The sequence below is a fragment of the Peribacillus frigoritolerans genome (genome assembly GCF_001636405.1).
Classification (GTDB): domain Bacteria; phylum Bacillota; class Bacilli; order Bacillales; family DSM-1321; genus Peribacillus; species Peribacillus frigoritolerans.
Genome location: NZ_KV440950.1, coordinates 2,569,599 through 2,586,584, shown reverse-complemented (window position 1 = coordinate 2,586,584; position 16,986 = coordinate 2,569,599). Strand labels below are relative to the sequence as shown.

The window sequence follows — 16,986 nt, the reverse complement described above, 5'->3', positions numbered from 1 at the left end:
TACTATACAATATGAAAAATGCTGTGAATTAAAGCTAGTCCTATAAAAATTAGCATGTTACTTAGCATGTAAAATCATTCTTCACTACCGCTGTTTCTTCAAAAACTTATTGCTCATTTTCACCATCGATAAAACCCGGTAATTAAGATGGATGAAAACAGAAAGAACAGGTCATTCAACCTGTTCAATAATTCTGTAAAATTTTAATATGCTTAATGATTTCATCAAACGGAATATCCTGCAGACCTGTATAATCCATGATGATCTTTCCTTCTTGATCAATCAGAAAAAAACTGGTCCCATGAATCACCTGATCTTCCGCTTCTGGTTTTTTGACGATCGTTTTAAAGTTATCCAATGCAAACTGCTCGATTTCTTCCTGTCCATAACCGGTCAGAAAGTGCCAGTTGCCGTAATCCACATTAAATTGGTCACCAAATTTTTTTAAAACATCAGGTTTGTCAATTTCCGGATCCACGGAAAATGAAACGAACTCTACATCCTTAATCCCTTCATCCTTCAATTGCTGCTGCAGCTTCGTCATATTCGAAGTCATGGGGAGACAAACCGTCTCACAGCTTGTGAATATAAAATCAGCTACCCAAACCTTTCCTTTAAGATCGCTTTTTGAGAAAGGCTTCCCCTCCTGATCGATATAACTGAAATCTTCAAGGTCCCAATTTTTAGCATCAGGTACACCATTGGAACCGCATGCTGTCAACAGCAATAAAATTGATGCTCCCATAGCTGCCATAAGCAATTGCAGCTTTCTCATCCCTACCCCGTCCTTTATGTATAAAATATTCTGTTACTTCATTTATTCTAACAGACCATCCGGAATGAAGACAGCAACTATTTCTACGAATTAAGGACAAATGTAAAAGTGACGAAACCGCCGCCAAACGCAGTTTCATATGGTATATCCTTATCAGTCCCAATAATACATGATCGCCATGGCGCCTTCACCTGTATGGGTACTGACAACGGCAGTCGTTGCTTCTATCTTTATGTCTTGATATCCTGTTAAGTCTGCAATGGCGTGGCGGACCTTTTCCGCTAATTCAAGGCCATTCGCATGTACAAAACCGATGCCTCTAATCTTTTTGCCTTGAGTATCTTCTTTGAACTTCTTGATGATGAACTTCACGACCTGTGACTGGCTCCTGGCTTTGGATACAGGGTTCAGTACACCATCGTCAAGAATTGCAATCGGCTTTATGTGCAGCAATGAACCGATAAAAGCAGAAACTTTGCCAATCCTTCCACCCTTAACGAGGTTATCAAGTGTTTCTATGACAATGATTAAACTTGACTGTTTTTTAATATGTTCCAATCGTTCAATTATCTCTGCTACGGATTTCCCTTCCTTCGCCATCTTCGCTGCCTCGATCACCTGAAATGACATCGCTTTTGAAATGAATTTCGAGTCAAGAACGGTAACCTTCGTTTCAGACATGCTAGCTGCGCTTTCCGCTGAGCGAACTGTACCGCTCATGCCACCTGTCATATGTATGGAAATAATCTCACTGCCGTCTTTTCCAAGTTCATCATATACCTCCACAAAGGTACCTACGGCCGGTTGTGAGCTTTTTGGCAGTTCTTTTGACTGGTTCATCCTTTTCAGGAATTCTTCTTGTTCGATTTCAACCTTATCCAAAAAAGTCTCCCCATCTATAAAGATCGATAAAGGGACCATTGTAATATCATAAAATTCCAGTTCCTCTGGTGTCATATCTACTGTCGAGTCTGTTACTATCTTTACTTTATTCATCATTACACATCCCTAAATTAACATATCTATTGTATTATACCTATTCAAGGTAAGCATTCAAACCAAAGGTTTCATTTTTCGACTGAAGTGATACCTATCTTTTGAAATGATTACACAAAAAAAAGATCGTTCCATGAGCTAACCAGAACACATGCCGATTTATTCGTAACTTCTTGGCATTCGTGTCATCTCTTTTAACGGAGATGTTAGCTATGGAACAATCCGCATTAAGCATTATTGAGTAAACTTCCAAAAAAAAGCTTGTTGTAAACGGGCCATTTGAGTACGGATGCTAAATAATGCTTAAATGAGTAATTTTCTTTATGATCTTTATTGGCAAAAACCTTCTTAACAAATATTTCCAAACGCACGGTCAACATAAAAAAATTCGGATCACTAGGCAGTAAGACAGGTATTTCTGAAATTGTGACCTTATGTCCAAAACAATCTTTGAATTCCAAGCATTTGAACATCAAAATATCAATCCTCATTTTTCACCGATTGCTTATATTATACACAATAAATCCAAAAGTATAAATATTCAAATGTGTAAAAAAACAGAGAAATCAGATTGATAATCATAAAAAAAAGACCCATAAGGGCAAAATGCCATTATGGGCTTCTTCTTATAAACCTTCCTCGTAGGTGTCTTCCCGCAAGCTTTCACGTCTCACCCTTCGTTTATAGACGACTTTTGATAATGAAATACTGATTTCGTATAATAACAGCAATGGAACCATCACCATAAAGTCTGACATAAAGTCAGGCGGCGTAATCGATATCGCTATGACAACCAGTACAAAGTATGCATACTTCCTTAATTTTTGAAGCACATAAGGATTTATTATGCCAAGGGAGGTCAAAAACATGGTAACGACAGGAAGCTCGAATAAAACAGCAAAAGGTATCGTCATATTAAATACGAATGAAAAGTACTTATCAGCTGTAAAACTGGTTATGAACATCCCATCACCCAATTCAATCAAAAATTGAAGAATGGTCGGGAAGATGACAAAATAACCGAAAGCAAGCCCTCCGATAAAAAGCAGGAAAAGTGCTGGAATATAGGCAAGGGTCGCCCTCACTTCATTTGGCATCAAAGCGGGTTTAACGAATAACCAGATTTGCAGGGCTATTACCGGTATCGTTGCCGCAATGGCTACGACACCTGCAAGCATGAAGTAAATCCAGATAATATCACTCGGTCCCAATACCATCAGGTCAAAATCGAGATCTTTCACGAACCAATTATAAATCTCCTCAACATAAATAAAGCTGGCGATAAAAAAGATGACAAAAGCAACAGCTGTAATGATGAGCCGTTTTCTCAATTCATCGAGATGATCGATGATATTTAATTCCTTATCTTCCACAGTTGATCACGCCTTCATCTGAAAATCCGTATCTTTGTTACAGCGTAAAGGCGCAAGACGATTCCATCTTACGCCCAGCATTCAATCATTCATGATTTTTTTGTTGTAGCTTCTTATCTTCTTCATAATCACCTTTTGTTAAATCACTTGTGGATTTTTTAAACTCACGAAGCGTTTGTCCAAAAGCACGGCCAATTTCTGGAAGTTTCTTCGGACCAAAGATAATTAATGCTAAAATTAAGATTAGAATTAGACCAGGTACTCCAATGTTCGACATGGATACATCCCCTTTGGTGTTGTAATTAGACCTACTCCGATTATAATACCATTTCCAACCAATTGAAAGGGAACTGGCAATCCGTCATAGAATGGTAACAATTATCGACAGTATGCCCATATACGACTGGGCCGGCAGAATAAAATGTAAAAACATAGGTATTATTCTATCCTAATTTAACATTTTATCCATGTTTAAATCAACAAGTGAAATAAATTACTGTCTTTATTGACCTCTACGAAAGAGAATCCTTTCTTGTTCATCCTTTGGATGAGCCCTTCATAATCATTTTTATCTTTTAGCTCTATACCAACCAGGGCCGGCCCGCTTTCTTTATTATTTTTCTTCGTATATTCAAAACGGCTTATATCATCATTCGGTCCTAACACTTCATCAAGGAATTCCCTTAAAGCGCCAGCACGTTGTGGAAAATTCACGATAAAATAATAAAGCAGCCCTTCATATAATAAGGATTTCTCTTTAATTTCCTGCATGCGCCCAATGTCGTTATTCCCTCCGCTGACCATGCAAACAACAGTTTTTCCTTTGATTTGTTCTTTATATGAATCCAACGCGGCTACAGATATAGCACCTGCCGGTTCAGCGACAATCGCATGCTGATTATACAAATCGAGAATCGTCGTACAGATTTGGCCTGAAGGTACGACAACGATATCTTCCAGGTTTTCCTTACAAAGCTGATATGTCAACTGTCCCACACACTTGACAGCTGCTCCATCAACGAATGTATCTATTTTTTCGAGTTCAGATACTTTTCCTTCTTTGAAGGAGTATTCCATCGAAGCAGCACCTTGCGGCTCAACTCCAATGCATTTCGTATTTGGGGAAACCGATTTGAAATAACTCGATACTCCGGCCATTAACCCGCCGCCGCCCATAGCGGCAAATACATAGTCGATTCCATCTTCACAATCGTTCAGGATTTCTACAGCCGTTGTACCTTGCCCTGCGATTACCTTTTCATCGTCAAATGGATGGATAAAGGAACGCTCTTCTTTTTCACAGCATTCCATCGCCATGGCAAATGCATCATCGAATGTATCCCCTATTAGGATGATCTCCACATTATCCTTGCCGAATAGCTGAACTTGATCGACTTTTTGCCTTGGAGTTGTAGCAGGCATATAAATTTTCCCGTGAATGCCCAATTGGCTGCAGGAAAAAGCAACACCCTGTGCATGGTTTCCTGCACTGGCACAAACGACTCCGTTCTTCGTCTCTTCCTCTGTCAGGCTTTTCATTTTATAGTAAGCCCCTCTTAATTTAAAGGAACGTACGTGTTGTAAGTCCTCGCGTTTTAAATAAACATTACAATCATATTTTTCAGAGAGCCTCTGATTTTTTTGTAAAGGTGTATGTAAAACGATTTCTTTCAGTTCTCTATAGGCAATTAGAATATCTTCCAATTGAATCCCCCTATTCTTAGATGCAGTCTGATTCATAACAATCCCTCATTTCCTTTCTGATGAATTCAATCATTATAGCACTTTACTGTTATTAATGTAATTGATTTTTCTAAAAATTCTTTCTTTTGGTTGTCCCATACCAAAAAAATCCGATTATGGTCATTTCCCCATAATCGGATTAGCACTTTATTTTTTTTGTAGAATAATAAAATCATGTGCAAATCGATTTTTTTCATCGATGTTGCCTGGGTTTGAAGAGATTTCATCCCATTCATTTTCATCAATCTCGGGAAAGAAAGTATCCCCTTCGAAAGTTTCATGAATTTCCGTAATATACAGGCGGTCGGTAAAAGGAAGGATTTCCTTGAAGATTTCGGCTCCGCCAATTACGAAGACTTCCTCTTCATGGTTATCTGCGAACATTTTGATTTGTGCAATATCATGTAATACTACGCAGCCTTCCGCTTTAAATTCCTGATTGCGGGTGACGATGACATTTTCGCGGCCAGGCAGGACCCTGCCGATCGATTCAAATGTTTTTCGCCCCATGACGATTGGATGGCCCATCGTCACTTTTTTAAAGTACTGCAGATCTGCTGGTAAATGCCATGGCAGTTTATTGTTTTTACCTATCACACGATTTTGATCCATAGCCACTATCAACGATATCATATGCTAACCTCACCTTTTATATGGGGATGGGCTTCGTAATTTTCCAAAACGAAGTCCTCGAAGCTAAAATCAAAGATATTTTTCACATCTGGATTGATTTTCATGATTGGCAATGGTTTCGGGTCACGAGTCAACTGCAGTTCCACTTGTTCAAGGTGGTTAGAGTAGATGTGGACATCCCCGAAAGTATGTACAAATTCGCCAACTTCCAAATCACACACCTGGGCGATCATCATCGTTAAAAGCGCATACGAAGCTATATTAAAAGGAACACCTAAGAAGACGTCCGCTGAACGTTGGTAGAGCTGACATGAAAGCTTGCCATCAGCAACATAGAATTGAAAGAAAGCATGGCAAGGCGGCAAGGCCATTTCATCCAGTTCCCCAACATTCCAAGCACTGACTATCAATCTTCTTGAATTTGGATTCGTCTTGATTTGTTCGATCAATTCACTGATTTGGTCGATTTGCCTTCCATCGGCCGTTCCCCAGGAACGCCATTGATGACCATAAATCGGACCTAATTCCCCCTTTTCATCCGCCCATTCATTCCAGATGCGCACACTGTTTTCCTGAAGGTACCCAACGTTTGTATCACCCTTCAAAAACCATAATAGTTCATGGATAATCGCTTTTAAACTAACCTTTTTCGTTGTAAGTACAGGGAATCCATCTTTTAAATTGAATCTCATTTGATATCCAAAGGTACTGATCGTTCCTGTCCCCGTACGATCACCTTTTTGCGTTCCATTTTCGAGTACATGCTTACATAAATCTAAATATTGCTTCATGATAAACCACCTTTTCTACTTTCATTCTCCTTATTCTAACGTATTATTGCCCAATGTTTAATCTAATTGTTTAATAAAATTATAAGTCTCGGGTGCTTTTTGTCTAAGCAATTGATTTTGTTCATTGTTCACATAAAACATGGCGAACGTTTCTGCAAAATATTCCTCAGGGTAGTTGGAAAAATACGTAATCCCAGGAAACAGCCCATCCACTTCCTTACCCCAAATCTTCAAATAATCCATGTCTTCACGGATTCCATCAAACACTATATTATCAATGGAGTGCCCCAGCTCATGCAGTTCCAAATTAACCGAGCCATGCCCATTGCCTTTGTCACTCGCCCCGATTTTAACCAATACCGTATGTGATCCGCCCATACCAGGCACATCATCCCAAGTTGTTTCTTTATTCAAATAACCACGCGGAGTTTTCCCCTTTAATTTGGCCGCGGATTGATTTTCTGTTATATCGCCATCGAATAGTTTGATCCTCACACCACTTTCCGCTGTTTTCAACAAAAGTGAATGAGGCAGTTTATTAATGGTTCCAGCAATTTTCAGTGCTTCCCCTTGATCGTACTCCTCTTCTGGAAATAAAAATATTCTTTGCAATTCTTTATTTCCCTTAAAAAGTTCAGCTTGTCTTAAAAGATTATCTTTGGGTAAATTCCGCCATTTTACCCCATCATCTTTCGCTAATGAATAGGAGAGCATTGAGAGTAAAAAGACAAACAATGCAAAAATGGATAACCACCATTTCTTCCTTTTCATACTCTTCTCCCCTTTCTTCATTCTTCATGTATCATTAAGAAAATATATGTTATTTAAAATCTCTAAATCTTACATACTATTATATTAGTATAACATATTGCTTGAATGTAAAAGTTCTATGTTTTTTTGGTAATTTTGGTTGCACATTCATCCTGAGAAGAACCATTGATCCGCGGTTTTCATATATCAAATATATATAATCGTAAAAGGTTTAAGGTGATCGCATGGAAACCAATAATAAAAAAGCCATCTTGAATGAGCAACATGAACTTGCTGAAGAAGTCCTTGATATTTACAGTTTAAAAGTGTTTATCATTCTCGATCTTTTTCTGTTCTCCATTTTCTTTGGCATACTGCTGCATCCGCTACTGTCTTCTCTATGGCTTAACTTTTTATTGCCTTTGCTTTTTTTCACTACATTTACCGCTCTTCTTCAAATACTTGATATTTTCCATAAAAAAAGCTGACATCATTTTTGATGTCAGCTTTAGACGGGTAGGCAACCTCGATGAAAAATCAAGTTTGCCTACAGTTTTTTTATATGTGCACAATTTAGACGTTGATTTCCGCTCCAGGCACTCGCTTTCCGCGGGCGGTCCGGTAGCCTCCTCGGCGCTTTTGCGCCTGTGGGGTCTACCCTCGACTCGCTTTTCCCGCAGGAGTCTCGCACCTTCCAATTCAATCAACTTTGTTTTAAATTTTGGTTATGTTAAATAATATTGTTGTTTTTTAGTCAAATAAATGAGCCCTTCTCTTATCAGAGGTCTCATAATCATTTTAACTTTTGAAATTACTCGTACTTACATAGCTTTGGAACTACAAAATCGGGAAAAGTCTTGATTATTTTTTTATATGTTGCGAAATACGATTGACTTGAGATAACCGCAATGTTATCTCCATCATAGCCAATCCAAAAAATACTTGTATCGACTTCTACTTTAACCACTACTGTTCCTGCAATTTTCCCTTCCCAATTTCCTTTCCATTCTCTTTGTCCTACACTAAATACATCTTTGTTTGTGGACCATAAAACTAAATCATTCCCACTACCAAGAGTAATATAGAAAGGGAAAATCTCCTGAAACTGCTTTTCATTCTGGATTTCAGTAACAACGTATCGGTTAGTTAAGTATCTATAACTGATATTGAATTCCTTGCAATTATGTTCAAACTCATCTTTGCAATAAGAAGAAACCTCAGCACAAAAATAAAGTGGAAATGCTTTAATATTTCTCATCCATAATGGCAGGAAATTTTGATTACATTCTGGTAGATAAAAGCCATCCATTGAGAAAACATATGGTGTAGTGCCTTCTATTGCAAACGGGAAAAAACCTCCAGCATCAGGATTTGAGTCATAATATCTCTTCGGGAAATAGCCAACTTCTATATTCAATTTTCCGCCCCCGTAGTTCCAATGTATTCATTTATTAAAGGATGATAATCTTAACTCTTTATAAGTAACATCTGTCTTGAAAAGACAATTTTCTACTATATTTTGATGACAGATTTTTAAATGACGCTCAGCCATGTTCCTTGACCTTTTTTCCTTTCTTCAAATGATACACGATTGTAGTGCCGAAAATCAGTAATATAAAGACAAAAAAGATCGCAGGCGGGATTTCGATCCCTGCAACTGCCATTAACATTTTTATTGCAATGAATCCGATAAGGACATAAGCGGCAGTTTCCAATTCTGGAACCTTATCTATCAATTTTAGAAATACTCCGGCCACTCCCCGCATCATCAAGACACCAATCATTCCGCCTGTCAAAAGGACCCAGACTTTTTCACTCACTCCGAAAGCGGCCAAGACACTATCGACGGAAAATGCTATATCCATCAATTCCACTGCCGCAACCGTTCCCCATAAAGTACCAAACATTCGGATCAGTATGCTGTTTTTACTCATTCCCTTGATTTCTTCGTCAATCCCAGCTTGTTTTTTTCTTTTATCCCTAAAGTATTTAAACGAGAGCCAACCAAGGTAGGCAGCTCCAATCACCTTCACCCACCAAAGCTTTATAAGGAAAACACCGATTCCAATCGCTATAAATCTAAAAGCATAAGCACCTAACAAACCGTAAAATAATGCTTTTTTCCGTTGTTTTTCAGGAAGGTGCCTAACCATTATAGCTAATACCAGAGCATTATCCGCTGATAGTAATCCTTCCATTAAGACGAGCGTTCCAATCAATCCCCAGCTAACCGGATCGGATAAAACCTCCACCCACATATGCCAGTCAAAAAATTGAGCATACGTTTGCACGATGTTATTTAACAACTCTGACATGATAAAGACTCCTCTGTTCCTATAACAGCTAATTTAAAAAACCTTTTAAAATAACATTGTTCCCAGTTATGATAAAAACTTTACTTTAAGTTTAAACACAAAATAAATACGTTGCAGGACAACGTATCATTCGATGTTTATTAAGTTTCATTTCATCATACTCTTCCACTTAAATAAAATCAACGAAACCCACCACTATGAGAGCTTTTGTTTACTCGTCCACTCTGGCGGCGTATTTTTATCCCAATATATTTTCCCTATATTATAATGGGTGGCAAATGAATCATGATGGGTATGATAGTGAAAATCGAACCAATGTCCTTCCAATGGGGGATTTTCCTGCCTTACATGGAATCTGATGATATCCTTGCCGCTGTTTGAATCATAAATATGGAATATTTTCTCGGCCCTGCCGGCACTCGGCTGCTCAGTGATTGTTAATTGCTGTAATTTTTCATCCGGAAATTGTGCAGCCATTTCTGTAATGGCTTCTTCCATTTTTGGTAATATGACCATTTTGAATTCATCGCCAATTTTTGGATTGATCTTATCGCCAAATTTCATAAATGCGTTTTCCTCCGCCTTATTCAGGATGTCCGATAAAAACTCCTCCCGGTTGAATTCCTCTTCAAGTTCATTCGAATCCTGCGAAGGAAGATAAGCTAATCCCTCTTCTTCCACTAAGCCTTTTTTAGTATCCTTTAAGGAATCGGCTTCCGCTAACCACGCCAGATCTGAAGGAGTAACAAGACCAAACGTCAAAACGGATACTAAAATGACGAGACTTTTCCTGAACCATACCGCTGCTTTCAACTCACACTCCCCCTCCTTTTTTGTATTGTCTTTATATTTAGTATACTTTTATTTTTTGGTAATTACGAATATATAGTTACCCATGTTTTAAAAATCAAAAAAAAGGATAAATACCTATATAAAGTTTAATGAACTCGAACTTTTTAATAAATATCAATAAATTTACATTTAAATGAAGGATTTTGACGATTTTTGGAGAAATTAATTAGATTCAAGTCTTTTTAAGGAGGGGTCTTATATGGCTTCGACTGCCATGGTGGCTTTATGTCTTGTAACATTAGCATTTTTCGTATATTTATCATTTGCTGATTAAGAATAAATGAATACCTACGAAAAATCTCCTTGTCATTTTTCTACAATGACAAGGTTTTCTTTTCACTCAAACATAAGTTTACCTTTTTGGCAGATAAAAGGACTGAATAATGGAGGAATCATTTTGGAAAACAACAATGAGAAGATAAAAGATAAGGATTACAAAAGGGAAACTGCGAAAGGGAGCTCCGGAATGGTCGTTACAGCTCATCCTGTCGCAACATCCATAGGGGAAAAAATATTACGTGAAGGTGGAAATGCTGTCGATGCGGCCGTCGCCATCCAATTTGCCCTAAATGTTGTTGAACCAATGATGACTGGTATCGGCGGAAGCGGTTTTCTTATGGTATATAATGCAAAAGATAAGGAAACGAAAATATACGACGGCCATGTAAGGGCACCTAAAGCCGCACATCGAGACATGTTTCTTGATGAAAAAGGGGAAGTCATCCCTTTTAAAGAGAGATCCATCAAAGCAACAGCGGTTGGCATTCCTGGAATACTGAAAGCTATGGATGAAGCACTCGCCGAAAATGGCAGCAAGCCATTGGCAGAACTTATCGAGCCATCCATTGAATTTGCTGAAAAAGGAGTTCCCGTCAATTGGGTTCTATGCGATGCTCTTAAAAACTTTGAATATCGATTGGGCGATGAAGCGCGTAAGTTCTTCATACCAAACGGAAAACCCTATCAGGATGGCGATTTGCTGATTAAAGAAAAATTGGCGAATACCTATCGGATATTACAACGTGAAGGAATTTCCGCTTTTTATGAAGGTGAAATCGGAGAGGGCATCATTTCCTGCATACAAGAACTTGGAGGGTTCATGGAGCTTTCTGATTTAAAGGGCTATAAAGCTACTATCGATGAACCAATGTATGGAACTTATAAGGATTATTTAATTGCTTCATCAAATGCGCCAAGTGCCGGCGGATTTACGGTCATTCAAATCCTGAAAATTTTGGAAAGCTTCCAAATCGAACAATATGACGCCCGTTCCTGGGAAAAATATTATTTAATCGCAGAAGCGATGCGTCTGGCATTTACAGATAAAAAAGCATTTCTCGCTGATCCCGAATTTGCCGAATTGCCATTGGCGGGTCTCATGCATGATGAGTATATAGCTAAACGCCGCTCATTCATTAATTTCAAGTCAAGAAATAATGCCATTGACTTCGGAAACCCTTGGATTTATGATTCCGTGCAACAAAGGGAAGTCATTCCGCAACCTAATGAAGAAGAGATCAGTGAAACGACTCACTTCACTGTCCGTGACAGATGGGGTAATATCGCAGCATGCACTTCTACAGTGGAACATCCATTCGGATCAGGCATCATGGTTTCCGACTATGGTTTCATGCTGAATAACGAACTGACTGATTTTGATTCCATTCCTGGCGGCATGAATGAAGTGCAGCCCAATAAACGCCCAGTCAGCTGTAAAAGCCCGACCATCATCTTTAAAGACGGCGAGCCGATCTTGACTTTAGGGTCACCAGGAGGACCAACCATCATCAGTTCAGTCGTCCAAACGATCATTAATGTACTCGATTTAAAAATGGATTTGAAAGCAGCCATCGAAGAACCTAGAATTTTCACTCCGATGGGGCCTCATATTGAATGGGAGCCTGGAATGGATATGACTAGCAAAGGCCACTTGGAAGCAATGGGCTTTGCCTTTAATGAAGTTCCCCACTCAATAGGGAATGTCCAAGCGATTCAAATCAACCCTGATGGCTCGAACTATGGTGCTGCCGATTCAAGCCGGGAAGGCTGTGCCATGGGTCTGGACGAAACAGATTATAAATCGTGATCACTGGATGGAAATGAAGCCAAAATGGAATTTGGATGTTTTTCTTTTTAGTACCTCAAATCCAAATTCCTCAAAGCGGGAGCTGCGGTAATGGTCTTTCAACACGACTCTCTTGCGCGCAACCCGCTTGGCTTCTTTCATTATTTCAACCGATAGATCCTTACCATCCGCAAAATGAGTCAGTCCCCTGATACCATTCGATTCCTGAATCGTTTCTTCAAACATGGGATCGAAATATACGACATCAAAATGATTATCCGGCAATGTTTTCAATATTTCGTAATGGTCACCCTGCCTGACCTCTATTTTTCTCATCGCAGAAATCATTTTTTCTTCTGCATCCTCCCATGTTTTCATTCCACGGTCCACGAGCAAGGCCAAATATTGATTTCCTTCCAATCCGACAACCCGTCCATGTTCACCCACCGCGAAACTTGCGACAATCGCATCAGAGCCCAATCCCAAGGTACAATCAAGCACAGCGTTCCCTTCATTTATATCTCCGGCAATGAGAAATGGATCACTCTCTCCGCGCATTATTCTTTTTATACGGATCATCGCCAGGTTCGGATGAAAAAAGAATGGTTCTTTTTCCTGGTATCGAAATAACTCCATCCGCTTTTTACCAAAAACAAGGCAATCATCTTCATTATGTTCCGCTTGGATATCTCTCACCGATCGTTTTCTTCTTGCTATAAAGGGGATTTGCAATTCTTCAGCTAACCTTTTGGCTAATATCATCGTTTCTTTATCGGCTCTTCCTACTGTTGTGACAAACATGAATCCTACCCCTTCATACTCTCTTAAAATTTGAAAAGAATGCCCTGTTTCCAGGACATTCCGCTTAATCACTTATTTACTTACTGAACGCTGCCAATAAATTTTCCATGATGGCTTCCATTGGCTGTCCTTCTATATCATGGCGCGGAATGAAATGTACGACCTCTTTGCCCTTTAAAAGAGCCATGGATGGTGAAGAAGGTTCTATTCCCTCGAAGTATTCGCGCATTTTAGCTGTCGCTTCCTTATCTTGGCCTGCGAATACAGTTACCAAATGATCTGGCTTATTGTCCGCTTGGAGTACGGCTTGAGTAGCAGCTGGACGGGCTAACCCGGCAGCACAGCCGCAAACTGAATTCACGACCACAAGTGTCGTACCTTTCACCGATTCCATAAAGTTTTCAACCGCTTCAGCGGATTCCAACTCATCAAAACCTGCCTGCACCAGTTCCGCACGCATTGGTTTCACCATTTGTTTCATATATTCATCATATGCCATCGACATAAAAAAACCTCCTTGGTTACAATTCTTCAATTAGTATAATGATACTATATTCTTCAGTGCATATGCAAAAATGACGCTTAAAGCTTTGTAAAATTTCATTGTTCTTCACAAAGAAACATGGTGACAGAATCCAGTTTCATTCTGCCACCATGTTTTAGTCTTCCCTTTAAACTTAAACTTTCATCACTCCGCCTGAGCTGGCATTCGTCACAAGTTTGGAATAACGCGCTAAATAGCCTGTCCTGACTTTTGACTCGAAGCCTTTCCAATTGGCTTTGCGTTTTTCGAATTCTTCATCGGAAATTTCCAATTGGATTTTACGATTATTCAAATCCAATTCGATGATATCTCCATCTTCAACAAAGGCGATCGGGCCTCCCTCAGCTGCTTCGGGGGATATATGACCAATGCTGATGCCTCGCGATGCTCCTGAAAAGCGGCCATCAGTGATCAAACCGACTTTCGCTCCAAGTCCCCTCCCGACGATTTGGGAAGTGGGTGCCAACATTTCCGGCATTCCCGGTCCACCTTTAGGCCCTTCGTAACGAATGACCACTACATCCCCTTCTTTAACCTTTCCGGTAATGATTCCGGAAAGTGCATCTTCCTGGGAATCGAAACAAATGGCCGGACCCCTGTGATAGCCACCAACTGATGCGTCAACGGCGCCCACTTTTACGATGGAGCCTTGAGGAGCAAGGTTACCGAACAATACCGCAAGCCCGCCACGCTCAGAATGGGGATTATCCAATGGATGGATTACATCCTTGTCCAATATTTCACAACCGGCAACATTTTCGCGGAGCGTCTTACCTGAGACAGAAAGGCAATCTCCATTAAACGCACCTGGTTTTTTGAGTAACTCATTAATGACGGCACTTACACCACCGGCATTATGTACATCTTCAATATGGTAATCGGATGCCGGTGCAATTTTCGCTAGATGCGGTACGCGGTTAGCTATTTCATTTATGCGTTCCATCGGATATTCAAAACCTGCTTCATGTGCCAATGCAAGCGTATGAAGCACGGTGTTCGTCGAACCGCCCATCGCCATATCCAAGGCAAAAGCGTTATCAATTGCATCAATCGTCACGATATCACGAGGCTTGATATCCTGTTTGATTATCTCCATCAACTGTTTAGCTGATTTCTTAACGAATTCCTTACGTTCTTCGGCTACTGCCAAAATCGTTCCATTTCCCGGTAGCGCAAGTCCCAATCCTTCAGCCAGGCAGTTCATGGAGTTTGCTGTGAACATTCCTGAACAAGAACCGCAAGTAGGGCATGCAACTTGCTCGATCTCCTGCAAATCCTCTTCATTGATATTACCTGCTTGATAAGCACCCACCCCTTCAAAAACGGATGTTAATGAAAGAGATTTACCATTTTTATCTTTACCTGCTTTCATGGGTCCGCCGCTTACGAATATTGTAGGAATATTGACACGAAGTGCTCCCATCATCATTCCCGGCGTTATCTTGTCACAGTTTGGAATGCACACCATACCGTCAAACCAATGTGCCGATACAACAGTTTCCACGGAATCTGCGATGATTTCACGGCTTGGCAAGGAATAGCGCATACCAATATGACCCATTGCAATTCCATCGTCCACCCCGATCGTATTAAATTCGAAAGGAACACCGCCCGCTTCGCGAATCGCTTCCTTCACTATTTTTCCGAATTCCTGAAGGTGGACATGACCTGGAACGATATCGATGTATGAATTACAAACCGCGATGAACGGTTTACCGAAATCTTCTTCTTTAACCCCTGCTGCCCGCAACAGACTTCTATGTGGAGCTCGATCGACCCCTTTTGTAATCATGTCACTTCTCATATTTGATGTAGACATTTGTTGTACCCCCAATTTCCGCTAAATGTTTAATGATTCAGAATAATATAATTTTTAGTATACTCTAAAAATTCTAACATATTTATAGACAAATGCAACCATTCTTCACTAAATATCTACAAAAATCATTTTACTAAAATAATAGAGTTCCAATTTATAGATTCGACCTCAGGGGAACCCCTTTCAAACGATTGGAATGATCCTAAAAAAATAAAAAGGCATGCGGATTATATCAGCCGCATGCCTTTTTCCGGGTCAATTCAAATCACTTGTCATTCGCTTGTCTTGATTCCGTCATTTGCTTCCAAACCGAACCTTTTGCTTCTTCGCCATTTTCTATTCGGTCTATGGCCATCTTGACCTGCAGGGCCACTTCGAATTCAGGATCCTGTTCCGCTTGTTTAAGATAAGGGAGGGTCGTTTCATTTCCCACTTCGTATAAAAACATCGCGGCACGCCATCTAACCAATTTATTTTTATCCGAAAGTGATTGAGACATTTCTCCCATCGCTTCTTCAAAGCCAAGATCTGATAAACAATCACCAGCAGTACGTCTTACGGCCGCGCTTTTATCTTTCAAGGCTTTATACAAGCTCGGAAGCACTTTTCTATCTTCAATCATACCCAAGTATACTACCGCGAGCCTTCGAATGGAGACTTTACTGTCGGAGAGTGCCATATCTAATACTGGAATATCATCAACCGTAGGATCTTCCATTTGTTCTAAAGCCTGATAACGCTTTTCCCAGCTTTCATCATTCAGCATTTCTGCGGTCAGTTTAATTTTTGGACGTTTCAAAATTGCTTCCTTCGTATCGACCATTTCTTTTGCAGCTGCAACTAGCCGATTAATTCGATCTTCCGGATAAGCTGCAATCAGTTCATCCGATACTTCCTTCACGATATCTTCCATATCACCATATCTTACGCCATAATCCTTCCATTTTCGAAGCAGGACTACATTATCATCTTCTTTTTGGGCAGCGGCAATGCCCTTTATGAAATAATCCGGTAAGGCAAAACGTTTTTCGTGTTGACTATCACTTGCTTTAATTTGCATCGGAATGCCCTTGAATTGTTGAATGGCAACAGTTACTTCACCGTAATGTTCATTTAATGCCCTTTGTTGATTTTGTTCCTCGGTTTTTTCACCAAAGACCTGACGGATTTGGACCAAGATATCTTTCCAATCATATTTCGCGTTTCGCTCAACGGCTAAGAAGTCCGCAACATGATATACCCCTTTCACTCCCTCGATCGTAAATAAATCCCTTATCAGCTTGGGTGCTTGGTCAGCTTGATCTTTCTTATAATTATTGCTTTTACCAGCTAATAGCTCTTCTGTTAAATTGATTTTCATTGTATTCGGACTTGGTGTAGGTTCTATCGACTTAATTTTCAATGCATTTCTCTCCTTTGACAAGACGTTTCCATGTACTAGATATTATCACATCGGCAACAGATTCTCATGCAATTGAGATTGGCAAAAAAAAGACTGATCCAAGTTTACTTCCTTGGACCAGTCACCA

18 protein-coding genes are annotated in these 16,986 nt (G+C 39.8%); 2 read left to right on the top strand and 16 right to left on the bottom strand.

Annotation, left to right across the window (positions count from 1 at the left end; all coding sequences use genetic code 11):
- Nucleotides 1-184: 184 nt before the first annotated feature.
- From A6755_RS12610 to A6755_RS12570, 9 genes are all read right to left on the bottom strand, one after another.
- A complete protein-coding gene (locus A6755_RS12610) occupies nt 185-775 on the bottom strand; it encodes an SCO family protein (protein WP_048686762.1) in 591 nt (196 codons plus the stop codon).
- A 153-nt stretch (nt 776-928) separates the two neighbouring features.
- Nucleotides 929-1,771 carry a DegV family protein gene (locus tag A6755_RS12605; protein WP_063590833.1) on the bottom strand — a complete coding sequence of 281 codons (843 nt, stop codon included), beginning with the start codon at nt 1,769-1,771 and terminating at the stop codon, nt 929-931.
- A gap of 227 nt (nt 1,772-1,998) precedes the next feature.
- Entirely contained in the window at nt 1,999-2,244 is a 246-nt protein-coding gene (locus A6755_RS12600; protein ID WP_225988704.1) for a DUF2535 family protein, read from the bottom strand.
- Between the two features lie 153 nt (nt 2,245-2,397).
- Nucleotides 2,398-3,144 (bottom strand): twin-arginine translocase subunit TatC, encoded by a 747-nt coding sequence (gene tatC, locus A6755_RS12595; protein WP_034307555.1) that lies wholly within the window; start codon nt 3,142-3,144, stop codon nt 2,398-2,400.
- Between the two features lie 85 nt (nt 3,145-3,229).
- Complete coding sequence (gene tatA, locus A6755_RS12590) at nt 3,230-3,421, bottom strand: twin-arginine translocase TatA/TatE family subunit (RefSeq protein WP_034307557.1); 192 nt, start codon at nt 3,419-3,421, stop codon at nt 3,230-3,232.
- 194 nt (nt 3,422-3,615) lie between these two features.
- A complete protein-coding gene (gene ilvA / locus A6755_RS12585; protein ID WP_063590832.1) occupies nt 3,616-4,884 on the bottom strand; it encodes a threonine ammonia-lyase IlvA in 1,269 nt (422 codons plus the stop codon).
- A 150-nt stretch (nt 4,885-5,034) separates the two neighbouring features.
- Nucleotides 5,035-5,520 carry a dihydrofolate reductase gene (locus A6755_RS12580; RefSeq protein ID WP_034307562.1) on the bottom strand — a complete coding sequence of 162 codons (486 nt, stop codon included), beginning with the start codon at nt 5,518-5,520 and terminating at the stop codon, nt 5,035-5,037.
- A complete protein-coding gene (locus A6755_RS12575) occupies nt 5,517-6,311 on the bottom strand; it encodes a thymidylate synthase (protein ID WP_048686772.1) in 795 nt (264 codons plus the stop codon). The genes A6755_RS12580 and A6755_RS12575 overlap by 4 nt, the downstream gene beginning before the upstream one ends.
- A gap of 57 nt (nt 6,312-6,368) precedes the next feature.
- A complete protein-coding gene (locus tag A6755_RS12570; RefSeq protein ID WP_063590831.1) occupies nt 6,369-7,082 on the bottom strand; it encodes an anthrax toxin lethal factor-related metalloendopeptidase in 714 nt (237 codons plus the stop codon).
- 224 nt (nt 7,083-7,306) lie between these two features.
- Between A6755_RS12570 and A6755_RS27060 the strand changes: the two genes are divergently transcribed.
- Nucleotides 7,307-7,549, top strand: a complete 243-nt coding sequence (locus A6755_RS27060) for a hypothetical protein (RefSeq protein ID WP_048686776.1) — start codon at nt 7,307-7,309, stop codon at nt 7,547-7,549.
- Nucleotides 7,550-7,872: 323 nt separating this feature from the next.
- Here the strand turns inward: A6755_RS27060 and A6755_RS12560 are convergent, their stop codons facing one another.
- From A6755_RS12560 to A6755_RS12550, 3 genes are all read right to left on the bottom strand, one after another.
- Complete coding sequence (locus tag A6755_RS12560; RefSeq protein WP_063590830.1) at nt 7,873-8,478, bottom strand: hypothetical protein; 606 nt, start codon at nt 8,476-8,478, stop codon at nt 7,873-7,875.
- A 127-nt stretch (nt 8,479-8,605) separates the two neighbouring features.
- Complete coding sequence (locus A6755_RS12555; protein ID WP_034307571.1) at nt 8,606-9,376, bottom strand: TerC family protein; 771 nt, start codon at nt 9,374-9,376, stop codon at nt 8,606-8,608.
- A gap of 195 nt (nt 9,377-9,571) precedes the next feature.
- Nucleotides 9,572-10,189: a YpjP family protein gene (locus A6755_RS12550; RefSeq protein ID WP_034307573.1), complete on the bottom strand. Its 618-nt coding sequence runs from the start codon at nt 10,187-10,189 to the stop codon at nt 9,572-9,574.
- Nucleotides 10,190-10,625: 436 nt separating this feature from the next.
- Here A6755_RS12550 and ggt point away from each other — a divergent pair, with 436 nt between their 5' ends.
- A complete protein-coding gene (gene ggt, locus A6755_RS12545; RefSeq protein WP_241634204.1) occupies nt 10,626-12,314 on the top strand; it encodes a gamma-glutamyltransferase in 1,689 nt (562 codons plus the stop codon).
- Here the strand turns inward: ggt and A6755_RS12540 are convergent, their stop codons facing one another.
- The 4 genes from A6755_RS12540 to A6755_RS12525 form a co-directional block, all read right to left on the bottom strand.
- Nucleotides 12,315-13,094 carry a class I SAM-dependent methyltransferase gene (locus A6755_RS12540; protein ID WP_034307576.1) on the bottom strand — a complete coding sequence of 260 codons (780 nt, stop codon included), beginning with the start codon at nt 13,092-13,094 and terminating at the stop codon, nt 12,315-12,317.
- Nucleotides 13,095-13,170: 76 nt separating this feature from the next.
- Nucleotides 13,171-13,599: a BrxA/BrxB family bacilliredoxin gene (locus A6755_RS12535; protein WP_063590829.1), complete on the bottom strand. Its 429-nt coding sequence runs from the start codon at nt 13,597-13,599 to the stop codon at nt 13,171-13,173.
- A gap of 172 nt (nt 13,600-13,771) precedes the next feature.
- On the bottom strand, nt 13,772-15,442 hold the full coding sequence (ilvD, locus tag A6755_RS12530; RefSeq protein ID WP_034311212.1) for a dihydroxy-acid dehydratase: 1,671 nt from the start codon (nt 15,440-15,442) through the stop codon (nt 13,772-13,774).
- Between the two features lie 280 nt (nt 15,443-15,722).
- Entirely contained in the window at nt 15,723-16,859 is a 1,137-nt protein-coding gene (locus A6755_RS12525) for a conserved virulence factor C family protein (protein WP_034307581.1), read from the bottom strand.
- Nucleotides 16,860-16,986: the final 127 nt, after the last annotated feature.

Excerpts from the sequence above, each read along its gene's own strand:
- A6755_RS12540 (WP_034307576.1), bottom strand. The coding sequence starts at position 13,094 with ATGTTTGTCACAACAGTAGGAAGAGCCGATAAAGAAACGATGATATTA.
- A6755_RS12555 (WP_034307571.1), bottom strand. The coding sequence starts at position 9,376 with ATGTCAGAGTTGTTAAATAACATCGTGCAAACGTATGCTCAATTTTTT.
- A6755_RS12600 (WP_225988704.1), bottom strand. The coding sequence starts at position 2,244 with ATGTTCAAATGCTTGGAATTCAAAGATTGTTTTGGACATAAGGTCACA.
- A6755_RS12575 (WP_048686772.1), bottom strand. The coding sequence starts at position 6,311 with ATGAAGCAATATTTAGATTTATGTAAGCATGTACTCGAAAATGGAACG.
- A6755_RS12605 (WP_063590833.1), bottom strand. The coding sequence starts at position 1,771 with ATGAATAAAGTAAAGATAGTAACAGACTCGACAGTAGATATGACACCA.
- A6755_RS12570 (WP_063590831.1), bottom strand. The coding sequence starts at position 7,082 with ATGAAAAGGAAGAAATGGTGGTTATCCATTTTTGCATTGTTTGTCTTT.
- A6755_RS12610 (WP_048686762.1), bottom strand. The coding sequence starts at position 775 with ATGAGAAAGCTGCAATTGCTTATGGCAGCTATGGGAGCATCAATTTTA.
- ilvA (WP_063590832.1), bottom strand. The coding sequence starts at position 4,884 with ATGAATCAGACTGCATCTAAGAATAGGGGGATTCAATTGGAAGATATT.
- A6755_RS12535 (WP_063590829.1), bottom strand. The coding sequence starts at position 13,599 with ATGTCGATGGCATATGATGAATATATGAAACAAATGGTGAAACCAATG.
- tatA (WP_034307557.1), bottom strand. The coding sequence starts at position 3,421 with ATGTCGAACATTGGAGTACCTGGTCTAATTCTAATCTTAATTTTAGCA.
- A6755_RS27060 (WP_048686776.1), top strand. The coding sequence starts at position 7,307 with ATGGAAACCAATAATAAAAAAGCCATCTTGAATGAGCAACATGAACTT.
- ilvD (WP_034311212.1), bottom strand. The coding sequence starts at position 15,442 with ATGAGAAGTGACATGATTACAAAAGGGGTCGATCGAGCTCCACATAGA.
- A6755_RS12580 (WP_034307562.1), bottom strand. The coding sequence starts at position 5,520 with ATGATATCGTTGATAGTGGCTATGGATCAAAATCGTGTGATAGGTAAA.